Origin of the sequence: Vibrio sp. ZF 223 (assembly GCF_003050585.1) — a bacterium.
GTDB lineage: Bacteria > Pseudomonadota > Gammaproteobacteria > Enterobacterales > Vibrionaceae > Vibrio > Vibrio crassostreae.
In genome coordinates this window covers 78,697-91,455 of sequence record NZ_PIGB01000011.1, presented here as the reverse complement: position 1 = coordinate 91,455, position 12,759 = coordinate 78,697, and the positions used below count along the sequence as shown (strand labels likewise).

The following is a 12,759-nucleotide window of genomic DNA, read 5'->3' as shown; positions in this document are numbered from 1 at the left end:
GAGAGATATGCTATTAAGTGTTACAAGAGTTCACATAACCAAAATGGGACAAAAATGGCTAATAAGGGCTACTCATATGACGGAAAACTGCGCGAGACATTCAACGAAGTAAAGGAGGCAGCAAAAAGTTCGGAGGTGGTAGTGAACGAGCGGAAAGTGTTGTTCGGCAGAAAAGCTCTGTGGACTTACCTAACTGGGATAAGTATCAATCATAAGGGTAGTGAAGTTGACTTAGGCCACTACGTAAAAGAACACTGCAAAGGTGACATAGATTGTGCGATTACATCCATCGACAGCTATGTTTCTTTTTTAGTTAGTTTAGATGATTTATCTGAGCTTCCTTTTGATATCAAAGACAGCGATAAAGACACCCTAGAAGATCTAACGTTTCTGTTAAGAGACTTAAAACATGTGGTTGAGTCTCATAAAACAAGACCAGAGAGATACCATAAAAACAAGAATCCCATCTCACAGCTATTCACAACTGGATATTGCATATTTTGCTCTATGCCCGCTACCTCGAAAGATAAATCTAAATGCAGAAAACATACTAGAAACTCAGGGTATGATTCAGAAATCAGAGCATTAAAGAGAAAGCTAGACAAAGCATTTCAAAACACAGAACTCGAAAATACTTTTGGTAAAATGTGCTCCTTAGACCAAAGCACACGCTTAGAAGGTTGGGCTAAACACCAAGCTGTGCAAAAACACTTTGCTAAGCAGTTATTAAAAGTATATGAGGGAAGTCCCACGTCAGAAGGAAACAAAATATCTGAAAACGACTTAAAACGTGCTTGCTGTTCGTTGATTGAGATTTGTCGGGCCTACCCACACACCCTCAGGCTATTTGACGATGATTCAAATCACTTATGTTCTTTTACTCTTTATTTAAATGAGCCAACTTTGACCATAGCCAAAATTTTAAGTCTTACTGAAGATACTTTAGCTGATCGGAACGCCTTTTTGGACACACTTACAGTGCTTTCCCGTGAGGGCCAGATGATACTAATTCGCGAAGCAGGAAAAATGAATTGCTCGAAGGCAGGCAATGAAAAAGGCATGTCATTAATTGAAAAGTGGAATAGGTAGTTCGATGACTTAGAACTATTCACACACTAAAATTTAACACCACAATTAACACCAAGATAGAAAAACAAAGATATTTTAATTTATAAAATCATCAACTTAATTAATCAAACCAACTCCCGCCAGCTCCACCAAACGTTTGGAAAGGGCCAACTCGAAAGAGTTGGCCCTTTTTGTTTGTCTAAAGGTTGAGTAGTAGTAGATAAATTTCTAAATAACAAAGGTTTAGAACTCAAACCATCAACGTCAAAAACAGACACCTAATAAAACAGCCACACATCCCATTACTGAAATGTGTGGCTGTTTAGAACTGTTCTGATACGAACTTAGATAAGTTTAGGCATTACTCCATATCACCTAGCAAGTAATCTTCATCGCTACTCACTACCGCGCCGTGTTTCAGGAAGTTCTTACCTAGGATCATGCTGTATTCGAAACGAGAGCGGTCTTGAAGGTTCACTCTCACCTCTTTCTCTAGGTCGCCTAACTTCACCTTCATTTCTACGACAGGGCGAATGTTCACCTTTTCGCCTTTCTTGGCTTTAATACGCATTACATCAATCACGGGCTTGGTAAAGTCTTGCTTATCGCCTTGGTTGTTTTGATAAGTAAAGCTCACCATGTCTTGACCATCTTTCTTAAATCGTTTGATGTTGACTGCGTTCATTGAGCTCACATCCGCGCCAGTGTCGAGCTTGGCCGGGAACTTCATGCCGTTCACTTCAACGACTTCGATGTGCCCTACTTTAAACAGCGGCTCAGCTTTCAAAAGGTAGTCAGAGCGAGTGTTCACATACACACCGTCTTTTGCCATCTTCTTGCCTAAAATAAAGTACGCTTCTTTCTCATTCGTATTGAGCACATCGATGGCAAACTCTTGCGTACGAACGTTTCCAGACACCGCAAACTCACCACTGACAACCGGACGAGTATCATCACCGACTTTAAGCTTCTTAATAATTGGCTTGGTCACCTTCTGCTTCTCACCATTTACATCCGTAAGATAAAATTCAACGGAAGCATCTTTGCCTTTGCCTGTCATTTCAAAACTGTCGACCTTCAACAGAGGCGTGTTGACAATGAAAGAGGCAACGGCCTTGAGTGGGAAGTCATCAAGGGTGATGTCCTCTTCTGGAGAAATAACCAAAGGTTCACTCTTTTTAGCAACATCACTAAAGCTCTCTGAACCTTCAGAAAGAATATTTTCTGCATTGGTGTCAATCATGAAAAGTTCACTGGCAGTGCTGGTACCAAATCTCAACTGCGACTCACTACTCGAGCGCTCACGTAGGTACACCAGAACGTCTTTGGTTGTGTTTTCATCGAGTTGAACCGGCACATACACCAAAGGCCTTTTCTTACCACTTACGCTTAACATACGAACTAATGGCAGTGTCATCTCTTTCTGCTTGCCATCGTTGTCGAACATATCAAACGTCACTTCACTGTTCTTCTTATCTACATCGATGTCTTTTGCATGCAAAATGCTGTAGCGGTTCTTTAAAGAGAAGGTCGCATTCATCGCCATTCCCGAGATAGAAACCACCTCTTTACGGCCAACCACCGTTGCGTTCTCTTGCTCTTGTAAGTAGTCGTAGCCCGCAAACACTAAAGCGTTATCTGCAAGGAAGGTTTTGCCGATCAATACTGGCGCAGAGAAGTGACTTCTGTCGGTCAGGTTAACGTCTGTTTTTAGCTCTTGGTCTGCAATGGTCAGCGACATTTTTACGGTAGGACGAAGTAAAGGCGTGCTGCTAGTGCGGCTGCGTATCATGCTGACACGCTCTAAAGGCGCTTCGATTAATACCATGTCTCCCGTGCGTGGGATTTGGACCTTAAAAGACACCACAGCTTCATATTTCGCAAAGGTGCTGCCATCCCAATCATCGTAATCAACATCAGAATTGTTCAACAGGTCTTCGGTTAACGCCGCCATCAACTCTTTGTCTTTGAGGTTTTGGTAATCGGGATTAGAGCTCTTCACATGAATGTCTTCAGCATGCATAGAAGTGGTTTCTGCACCGGTATCAATTTTACCAATGAAAGGAACGTCTTTTAGCCCTTGAACGCTAGATAGGTACACGTTCTCAGTACGGCCTAATACCGACTTACCATCGAGTTCGTAAGTAGGATTTTGAGTGGTATGTGAAGTATCAGTAGCCAAAGTGTATTGTGAAAAAAGTAGAGTGCTTAAAAGAGTTAGAGCCAAAGGTATCTTTTTCATTAGTTGGTCCGTTGTGATCAGTTCACTAATAATACTGGCGTTTCAGCGAAGAGTTCCCCCACCAGTAATGGTTCTCACAAAACGTTAACGCTATGAGTTTTTCAATGACAAACCGATGACTTTGCGCTGCATTCGCTTATCGATTATTGACTAATGGATACCCAATAACCTTTTCAATGCTCGGTGTTCTATTGGAGAAATGAATACAAAAAAGGCCAACGACAAGCGCTGACCTTAGCTATTCAAAACACACCTGAAGCGAGTTTAACTTGCTAAAACACAAACGGTTCTAGATAAACATAGCACTAAAAAGTCCCGACTGTTTTCTTTGCGCAGATAGCTCGAGCTTTTTCTGCGTCCTCACCTTTATTTTTGAGATAGCACTGTCTATAAGATTCGACGTAGCGCTCAAATAACACCTTAGCTTCAGGTTGTGGTTTAGAGAGCAGTTGGTTAACAAACTTTCTTGAGCCGACCTCAAAATGCTGAGTATCGATTGGGCTATTCCAATCCCCTCCCCAGATCATAAATCCGTGATGGGCAAAAAGCTCAACCACATCTTCAGCCATGCCGCGGCGTTCTATTTCATCACGCGCACGAAAGCGAGTACGGTTCACATAACTTGTCGCAGATTGTGAAGGCTTTACCGTGATCTTTCCGTTGCTATCGAACGCTAAGAAAGGATTTTGAACTGGGTTGATGTCTATCGCCACACCATAAGCATGCTTCGACCAACCACCTCCACCTATAATAGGACGAGCATTAAACGCACTGCTGTTGTTCGCGTCCATTGAGGCGTTATCGTCACCTCTGAATTCACGCATTAGGCGAGCGGAATGAAGAGGAAAATTGCGCTGTTTGAGCTCCGAAAAAATTTGTTCAACAGCAGGTGCAACCACATCAAGCACGATCATATTGCCCTGTTGCGTTTCCCCTTTGAAATTAATGAAATCGAAATCCACTTTGGATAGTCGCTCACAACCGACAGGCGCACCACTACTCAAGACATTGTTCTTTTTCATCATGTCGCATTGCCATTGAGATATAGGGGCAACTTGGCCGTAACTCGCAACACTGAGAACAGTGGCCAGCCAGCCGACAATAAAACGTTTCATATCAAAGACTCAAAATAGTAAGTGTGAAAAGTAGCAGAAGTTGGAAAGTAACATATTAAGCCAAGTGGAGCGCACGCTTTGTTAGCGCGTTTTGTCCCAATAGACAATCTCTCGAACTCTTCCGTTCTGATCCTTATCAGCCTTTCCGCCGATTTCAGAAAGCTCAGGCAAGCACGACAATGTTGGAGCGTGATAAGCAATCAACATCAAAATGAATGCGTCATAAATATCGTCTATCGCGACGTCTTTACGCTTGGTATTTAAAATGGCCAAAGACAAGCCGTCACACCATTGAGGGGCGAGTTGCTGAATAATAGAAAGCCGTTCCTCTTTGCCTTCTTGCGTTCGTTTGGAAAACGTCAGCGGTTCACCTTTCAATGCTGCAAACACCACCTCAGGATGTGATTCCCTTATCGAAAGGCTTGGGTGAGATTCAATGAGTTCATCAAGCTCGCGAATCTTGGGCACAATTCCCCAAGTCTGTTTAGAAAACTTCTTATCAAGCTGCTCAACATTAGCACTGCACGCCGCAATGTAATCGGTTTGGTAAACCGCCTCTCGACACGGAACAGGAAACACGGAAGAGCCACGTTTGCTGGTGAGGAAACGTCTTGCTGCTTTATCGCATAATCTATCTGGAGTCAGTGAATCGCTAAAGCCAATCGGCATATCGATTAATGTTGTTGATCCCGTAAAATCATCAACCAGCTCTTCGAGGGTCATCACCACCTTGAACTCAGGTGTTTCATTGCCAGAGACAATCCAAGCGATCCAACCCGCCTTGCAGCCATCAATTCCGATGTATTTCATTGTTTACTCTACCGTTACTCAAAGGATTAAATTAGAGGGTAAATTGCGATCAGTGCCACTCATTGATTAATAGTCGGCTTTTCACACCGCGTACCTGCAAACCCATAGCGTCAAACACCTCTTCGAAATCTCGACACTGTGGTGGAATATTGGGTAAAGAAAGAGCCGCTTCCGAAAAGAACTGTTGTTCAAAATGAGCGGAATCGTTCCACGCCAATTGCCACCATTCGAGAATACGAGACTTAGACGCACGAAGTTTTTCAGCAGTAGGAACTTTGTCACTTTTGCTTAGATTCTCTTTGCTTGTGGTGGGAAAGAGGTTCCACTTGTCGTTATTCGGCCAATAAGCAAAAGGCAGACAGTGATCAACGTGATACTCGTTTTTTAATGATTTTCCACTCCAAACACTGACAATGTCTGCCTGATCAGCTCTAAGCTGTTCAACTCTTTTGCGTACATCTCGAGTATCATGGTTTCGGTCAATCCAGACTAAACAGTCGTGATAGGTCTGTAGTGATATGTTGCGCTGTCGATTTAACTCAAAACGCTGCATCTCCATCACCCATTGATTCACCACCAGCGGTTCAATCCAAGAATGGTAAATTCTAAAGCACTCCCACAGGCTTTCATCGAGAGTGAAATAGCCAAAGCTTTCTAGGAACTCACTATCAATGACCAGCGATTCTCGGCTCTTACGTCGCTGCTGAGGTGGGAGTGTCTCAAACAGCTTATTCTCTTTAGAGCCATGATAAATAAAGGTCACTGGGCCCGATTTAATAGTACTGATCGTTTGTGAAAACAGCTTCTGCAATGCTTTGGCTTCCTCGCCTAAAAACATAGTACCAATAGCTAGATCATCGGCACTAAGATGCTTTAGTTTGTTCCAACCATCCGTTTTTACAAATCCGAGGCCTTTACTCGTGTTGCTATTTTGCTGAATCCCAGCGCCTTCTATATCGATATCAATCAAGCGCTTAAACTGCCTAACCCAATACAGAGCGACCAAGCCCAATGGTAGAGAAATTTTCCCATCAGTTCGATCAATCACAGCGCCTGAATGAGCATCCGCAATTCGCAGTAATGTTCTCAACAAAGCCAACTTGTATGTGGCCGACTTGTTGTCATTCACAATAATGTGGCGCACCTTGTTCAAGTCACCGGAGCCATCGTCTGGCAATGTCATCACCACGGTTTGCCACCACACTTCATTGCGGTTCAACCTATCTTGGCTATCATCAACATGACGAACCAACAAGGCGCTGTTTTTTGATAAACGCTCGAGCTCTTCAACTGAGACTTCATAGCCTTGTCGACTGTCTTGAAACTCCCCATGACGCAGAGTGATCACCAGCTTGCCATTTGGAGCTAGCAAGTTAGACAACTTTCTAAATGCACGCTCTCGATGAGACGGAGCGAGATGCATCCAAACCGCACTCACCAATATCAAGTCAAAACGCATTCCGAGGTTTTCAGTGCGGCTAAGCGAGGGGAGTGAATCATCAATCCAGGTAACACTTGGGCCTGTATATTTCGAGCCTTGTTCGCGTAATGAAGCACTTGGTTCTATCGCAATAACATCAGCTCCGGCTTTGTGCATCCATAGCGCATCACGACCGCTCCCTGCACCGATATCTAGTACTTTATCGCCCTCTAAAGGCCAATAAGCTTGCCAGCTTTTATGTACCGTCTCGAACGTCACTGAGTTGTACTGCTGGCAAAGTGTGTGAGCATTTTTATCGTAAAATGGAATCGATGAGGACATATGCGTTATTGGAGTAAGGAGTCTATCTCAATAGTAATGGGGAGCTTGGGCGATTGCTAGCAGCTCATGTAAGTTCAGCCACACCAATCAACATTTATCGTTAGTGACTGTTTTATATCAATATCTACCTAATGAGCTCATCAGGCGAGTCACATCATGAATCAGTTTCGTCAGCAAAACAAAAACAAACAAGGTGCAAGCTGACGTGCGAACAGAGATAATTGTTTGAAGATGATTAACTCACCTAAAGCACCTAGCCGATAAAGACTAATGAACACATACTCACACATAGATACCCCATTCAACCTGCGCCACACCTGTTGGTTTTGTGGTGAACCTTCCAGTAACCTTGTTGAATTTCCTAAGACAGCGCAGGCTGTTGCCAAGATTGGCCATTCACCGATAGCACTGCCGGCTTGTAATGAGTGTGCGAGAATTAACTATTCAAAGAATCTGACCTCAATTTGGTCTGTGCGCGATCAGATAAAACACACTCTGATAGACAAGTACGCTAAGCACCTTGGCATCGGTGAGAACTGGACAGAGCAAGAACTTATTGATTCTGATTTCTCGGGCTCGACACTTGGCGGGTTTGGGCGCAGCGCGTGGAAAATGTATCAAATCGCCAAGCAACGCGTCGATTATAAAGGCTGGCCTTTGTCGGTTGATGACATCCCACTTGAGGTATACGACGAAACCAGTGGCTTTGAGTTTGACGGTACTCGTTATGCCTCAATCAATTCGTGTATAGACTATTTCACCAAGGCTGCAGGCGTAGACAAAGAGCTGTTGTCGCAGCTTGTCGACATCGTTTCATCAGACCGATTTAGCTACGCACTGCGAATCGCTAAGCTGAACAAAAGTGTCTCTAATACCAAGCGCTCGGAGATCGTCGAAGAGGTGCTACAACAAGAGTCTGAACAAGAAGAGATACTGCTTGAGCAAGCTAATTCAATGTTTAACCCAAACGTCGAAGAGGTGAATATTTCAGGCTCAGTTGCGCCTGTATTTGCCATTCAATGGGCGTTAGCTAACAAGGTTGAAGATTTGGCCCACCTATGTGCGCTCGAAGATGAGTATTTCGACTATTTCGAACACCTCGGCGGCCCTGCAGCTTTCATGTCTTATAACGGCCTACAACTCTACTTGGAATCGCGTCAAGATCCTGAATGGGTAGAAAAATCGGATCCAAATAAACAGTATTGGTGATCATGAGCCATTACTGGTGAACACGTGTAAGCTCGATAAGTGTGTCAAATGCCCATTGTTAGTCCTTGTTTTATATAAAGATCTAAAAATAGCCCCCTAACACAGTTAATTGTTGCAATTCGGTTAAATAGAGTGAAAACTTCAAGCATCTAAAACTATTTAATCACTGCCATCTGTGGTGAGTAAGGAGTGAATTGTGCTTGCTGTTCTTCGTATTATTTTGGCTACGGTGTTTATTATTCTCACCACTCTATGTGCTTTTGTTTACTGCTTGTTTAGCCCCAAGAACCCCAAGCATGTGTACGTTTTCTGTCGTTGGTTCAACCAACTCCAAAAGATCATCGGTGTAAAACTGGTGCAGCGCGGCCTCGACAATGCCCCGACACCAGAAAACAGCGTCTACATCTCTAACCACCAAAGCATATTGGACTTTGTGACCGACCCAGGAATGCTAAGACCACGCACTGTTTCATTGGGCAAACGCGATTTGTTGTACGTGCCTTTCTTTGGTCTGCTGTATTGGATCACCGGTAACATCATGATTAACCGTGAAGACAAGTCCAAAGCACGCGATACCATCAAACAAGTGGCGGAAGCGATTCATCAGAGAGATCTATCTGTTTGGGTTTACCCTGAAGGAACCCGTAGTAAAGGACGTGGATTACTGCCATTCAAAACAGGCGCTTTCCGAATGGCGATTGAAGCTGGTGTGCCTATCACCCCGATGTGTACCAGCACCACACACAATAAGATCGACTTAAATCGATTAAACAACGGTATTGCGATTACCGAGATGCTGGAACCTATCGATGTATCCGGATACAAGCTCAGCGATGCAAGGGAGTTGGCCAATCGCTGTCACGCACTCATGGCAGAGAAAATAGCAGAGCTTGATGCCGAAGTGGCTCGTTTAGAGGCGCAGCAAAACCCAGAGTTGGATTCAGACCGCTCTTCTACGAACTAACTCACAACGAACCCACTGAGTTATCGCTCAATTACTTAAAAAGATACTCAACGATCGCAACTCTCATTGTTCTTGTTTTACTTACTGGCGCTTACCCGCAAAATAAAAACAGGCGTTAACGGCTTTATAGAGCAATGGGAGTAAACGATGGAAGTGATTCACCATGGCGGCAAACATACTGTCACAGGATCTTGTCACGAATTAAGAGATTCAGGCCAAGCGGTACTCATCGATTGTGGCCTGTTTCAAGGTTTAGATCTTCAAGGTAAAAAGCTTCAAGGTGCGGACACCCACCCTCTCGATATTGAATTTGAAACATCCCACCTCAACGCTCTGCTGCTGACTCATACTCACATTGATCATATTGGCCGATTACCTTGGTTACTCGCCAGTGGGTTTAACCAACCGATTTATTGCACGCAAGCCACCGCTGAACTCGCCCCTTTAATGATTGAGGATGGCTTAAAGCTGCAAGGACTCAGTAATAAACAGTCGAAGCTGATACTCAAAAAGATTCATTCGTTAATTGCTCCCAAGCCTTACGGGGAATGGTTTCCAATCACGTCTAAACAGCAAAAAAACGGAAAGGATCATCATAGGCCAAATACTTTGCATGCCCGCTTTCAACCCGCTGGGCACATCTTAGGTTCTGCCTATATCGAGATTAAATTACCCAACCAAGAGGTGGTAGTCTTCTCTGGCGATTTGGGCCCAAGTAACACACCACTACTGCCCGATCCTAAGCCACCACAACAAGCCGACTATCTGTTTATCGAATCCACTTATGGCACCAGTACACATGATGATATTGCGACACGAGCAGAGCGCCTCAAAAGCATCATAGATCGTTCGCTACTTGATGGGGGTGTCATCCTAATTCCGGCCTTCAGTATCGGTCGAACACAAGAGTTGCTATTTGATATCGAACACCTGATCTTTGAGCATCAGCTCAGCGCCGATATTCCTATCATCCTCGATTCTCCTATGGCAGAGAAAGTGACACGTTCCTATCGACGCTTTAAAGAACTCTGGGGACAAGAAGCAAAGCAACGGCTAGAACTGAAACGTCACCCACTCGCTTTTGAGCAGTGCATTACTGTTGATGGGCATAGAATGCACAAGAAAATCGTTAATCGCCTTAAGTCGACAGGTGAACCCGCGATTGTGGTCGCAGCTTCTGGAATGTGTCAGGGCGGCAGGATCATGAACTACTTATCCGCCTTGCTTCCCGATAAACGAACTGATGTAATTTTAGCTGGCTATCAAGCGCACGGAACGCTCGGACGAGAGCTGCAACAAGGCGAAATGCAGGTTTCTATTGATAACAAAGACGTTGAGGTTAATGCTCAAATTCATGGCATGTCTGGCTATTCTGCTCATGCTGATAAAGAGGATCTCTACCGATTTATAGAGGGTATCGCGACTCCACCGAAAGAGGTGCATTTGATTCACGGCGAGCCAAATACTCAGTCGGAGTTCGCTCAAGAATTACAAGAGCGAGGGTTCGTAGTTGTTTGAAACAGTCATCAAACTAACAACTTTCACTAAGTAATTCTTAAAGCCGCAATTATCGAATCTTCAAAAAACACAGTTTCTTGCATCTGCTAGATCATACGATGCAGGTGATAGATTCCAATCTACTTATCCCACCCCCCCTATATCAGCCGTTTATGCTAGCGGCTTTACACGCTGCTTTTTTTTAATTTCGTATTTTATTCGCATCTCAAATACCCCTTTTTGTATTAATCACTATTTATTCACTTTGCAAAACACCAGAAGACAAAACTAGTTGCATATCAAGTTAAATGAAACGATTATCGAATTAGCACTAAGCATTAACAAACCCCCTCTATAACTTGCTTTATGTCACAGTAATCCTAATGCGCAGTTAAATAATTTAACACTTGGGTTACAAGTGAAGTATTGTGTTGTTCGAAAAACAATCATAAGCAAAACTAACAGGGAAAATACTCATGCAGTCATTCGTTGATTTTTTGAATGGAATAATCTGGAGCCCAGTACTTATCTACCTATGTTTAGGTGCAGGTTTGTTCTACTCCATCATGACTCGATTTGTTCAAATCCGTCACTTCTTTGAAATGTGGCGCTTGCTACTATCAGGTAAAAGCTCATCAAAAGGCATCTCGTCTTTCCAAGCTCTAGCCGTTTCGCTATCTGGCCGTGTCGGTACCGGTAACATTGCTGGTGTTGCTGCCGCTATCGGTTTCGGTGGCCCAGGTGCAGTATTCTGGATGTGGGTTGTAGCCTTCTTTGGCGCCGCAACTGCTTACGCAGAATCTACGCTAGCGCAAATCTACAAAGAAGAAGACGAAGGCCAGTTCCGTGGTGGTCCGGCTTACTACATTGAAAAAGCAATGGGTCAGAAGTGGTACGCATGGATCTTCGCTATCGCGACTATTTTTGCATGTGGCATTTTGCTTCCAGGTGTTCAGTCAAACAGTATTGGTAATGCTGTAGAAGCTGCATTTGGCTCAGGTGATATGATTGAAACAGCTGTCGGTACATTCAGTTTCGCTAAAATTTTCACCGGTACTGTTGTTGCTATCATCCTTGCTTTCATCATCTTTGGTGGTGTTAAACGTATTGCGAACTTCACACAAATCGTTGTTCCTTTCATGGCATTGGCGTACATCATCATCGCGTTCGTTATCATTCTGCTAAACATCAGCCAAGTGCCAACTGTTTTCGCAATGATTGTTGGTGATGCATTCACACCTATGGCTGGCTTCGGTGCTGCAATTGGTTGGGGTGTTAAGCGTGGTGTTTACTCAAACGAAGCGGGTCAAGGTACAGGTCCTCACGCGGCAGCAGCTGCAAGTGTTGATCACCCAGCTCAGCAAGGTTTGGTACAAGCGTTTTCTATCTACATCGATACTCTTCTAGTATGTTCTGCTACAGCGTTCATGATCATCATCACTGGTGCTTACAACGTTCACGGCGGCGCAGAAGGTGTGTTCCTTGTTCAGAACTTAGCAGCAAACGTTGGTGCGAATGGTCCTGTATTTACACAGCTTGCTATTGAAAGTGCACTACCAGGCATTGGTAAGCCATTCATCGCATTTGCTCTGTTCTTCTTCGCATTTACAACGATTCTTGCTTACTACTACATCGCAGAAACGAATATTGCTTACCTACGTCGTACCATCAAGATCCCTGGCATGATGTTCGTACTTAAGCTTGTTCTTATCACTGCAGTTTTCTATGGCACAGTTAAAACAGCTAACCTTGCATGGGCAATGGGTGATGTTGGTGTTGGCTTGATGGCATGGTTAAACATCGTGGGTATTCTGATCATCTTCTTCATGTCTAAGCCTGCGCTTAAAGCTCTAGCTGACTACGAAGAACAGCAGAAACAAGGCGTAACTGAGTACACGTTCAACCCTGTAAAACTAGGCATTAAAGGTGCTACTTACTGGGAAGAGAAGTACAAACGTAAAACAGGCAAGTCTCCTGAAACAGAAGCTGCAGACACTAAACCTGTAGAGCAACCTTCAGCTTAAGCTTGTGCCTTAACAAATGGATTGCTTTAGCAAATAGCTCGCTTTAACTCGCGCTATTAATAACGCAT

9 protein-coding genes are annotated in these 12,759 nt (G+C 43.9%); 5 read left to right on the top strand and 4 right to left on the bottom strand.

Going from position 1 to position 12,759, the window contains the following annotated elements:
• Positions 1 to 54: 54 nt before the first annotated feature.
• Positions 55 to 1,089, top strand: coding sequence for a hypothetical protein (locus CWO13_RS18900; RefSeq protein ID WP_108083382.1), 1,035 nt, complete (start codon positions 55 to 57; stop codon positions 1,087 to 1,089).
• Positions 1,090 to 1,429: 340 nt separating this feature from the next.
• Here CWO13_RS18900 and CWO13_RS18895 read toward each other — a convergent pair whose 3' ends face one another.
• The 4 genes from CWO13_RS18895 to CWO13_RS18880 all read right to left on the bottom strand — a co-directional run bounded on the left by CWO13_RS18895 (position 1,430) and on the right by CWO13_RS18880 (position 6,997).
• The gene (locus CWO13_RS18895; RefSeq protein WP_108083381.1) at positions 1,430 to 3,310 is read right to left on the bottom strand and encodes an ATP-dependent zinc protease family protein; all 1,881 of its coding nucleotides are present in this window, start codon (positions 3,308 to 3,310) and stop codon (positions 1,430 to 1,432) included.
• Positions 3,311 to 3,615: 305 nt separating this feature from the next.
• Positions 3,616 to 4,425 (bottom strand): M15 family metallopeptidase, encoded by an 810-nt coding sequence (locus tag CWO13_RS18890; RefSeq protein ID WP_055318878.1) that lies wholly within the window; start codon positions 4,423 to 4,425, stop codon positions 3,616 to 3,618.
• Positions 4,426 to 4,506: 81 nt separating this feature from the next.
• Positions 4,507 to 5,235 carry a DUF429 domain-containing protein gene (locus CWO13_RS18885; protein ID WP_108083380.1) on the bottom strand — a complete coding sequence of 243 codons (729 nt, stop codon included), beginning with the start codon at positions 5,233 to 5,235 and terminating at the stop codon, positions 4,507 to 4,509.
• A 49-nt stretch (positions 5,236 to 5,284) separates the two neighbouring features.
• Entirely contained in the window at positions 5,285 to 6,997 is a 1,713-nt protein-coding gene (locus CWO13_RS18880) for a class I SAM-dependent methyltransferase (protein WP_108083379.1), read from the bottom strand.
• A gap of 270 nt (positions 6,998 to 7,267) precedes the next feature.
• Here CWO13_RS18880 and CWO13_RS18875 point away from each other — a divergent pair, with 270 nt between their 5' ends.
• The 4 genes from CWO13_RS18875 to CWO13_RS18860 all read left to right on the top strand — a co-directional run bounded on the left by CWO13_RS18875 (position 7,268) and on the right by CWO13_RS18860 (position 12,691).
• Positions 7,268 to 8,206, top strand: coding sequence for a hypothetical protein (locus CWO13_RS18875; RefSeq protein WP_048658812.1), 939 nt, complete (start codon positions 7,268 to 7,270; stop codon positions 8,204 to 8,206).
• A gap of 196 nt (positions 8,207 to 8,402) precedes the next feature.
• Complete coding sequence (locus CWO13_RS18870) at positions 8,403 to 9,170, top strand: 1-acylglycerol-3-phosphate O-acyltransferase (RefSeq protein ID WP_048663718.1); 768 nt, start codon at positions 8,403 to 8,405, stop codon at positions 9,168 to 9,170.
• 147 nt (positions 9,171 to 9,317) lie between these two features.
• On the top strand, positions 9,318 to 10,688 hold the full coding sequence (locus CWO13_RS18865; RefSeq protein ID WP_102530420.1) for an MBL fold metallo-hydrolase: 1,371 nt from the start codon (positions 9,318 to 9,320) through the stop codon (positions 10,686 to 10,688).
• A 455-nt stretch (positions 10,689 to 11,143) separates the two neighbouring features.
• Entirely contained in the window at positions 11,144 to 12,691 is a 1,548-nt protein-coding gene (locus tag CWO13_RS18860; protein ID WP_048658817.1) for an alanine/glycine:cation symporter family protein, read from the top strand.
• The last annotated feature ends 68 nt before the right edge of the window (positions 12,692 to 12,759 follow it).

Coding starts and splice junctions, on each gene's coding strand:
- CWO13_RS18885 (WP_108083380.1), bottom strand. CDS start 5,235: ATGAAATACATCGGAATTGATGGCTGCAAGGCGGGTTGGATCGCTTGG.
- CWO13_RS18875 (WP_048658812.1), top strand. CDS start 7,268: ATGAACACATACTCACACATAGATACCCCATTCAACCTGCGCCACACC.
- CWO13_RS18900 (WP_108083382.1), top strand. CDS start 55: ATGGCTAATAAGGGCTACTCATATGACGGAAAACTGCGCGAGACATTC.
- CWO13_RS18865 (WP_102530420.1), top strand. CDS start 9,318: ATGGAAGTGATTCACCATGGCGGCAAACATACTGTCACAGGATCTTGT.
- CWO13_RS18860 (WP_048658817.1), top strand. CDS start 11,144: ATGCAGTCATTCGTTGATTTTTTGAATGGAATAATCTGGAGCCCAGTA.
- CWO13_RS18895 (WP_108083381.1), bottom strand. CDS start 3,310: ATGAAAAAGATACCTTTGGCTCTAACTCTTTTAAGCACTCTACTTTTT.
- CWO13_RS18890 (WP_055318878.1), bottom strand. CDS start 4,425: ATGAAACGTTTTATTGTCGGCTGGCTGGCCACTGTTCTCAGTGTTGCG.
- CWO13_RS18880 (WP_108083379.1), bottom strand. CDS start 6,997: ATGTCCTCATCGATTCCATTTTACGATAAAAATGCTCACACACTTTGC.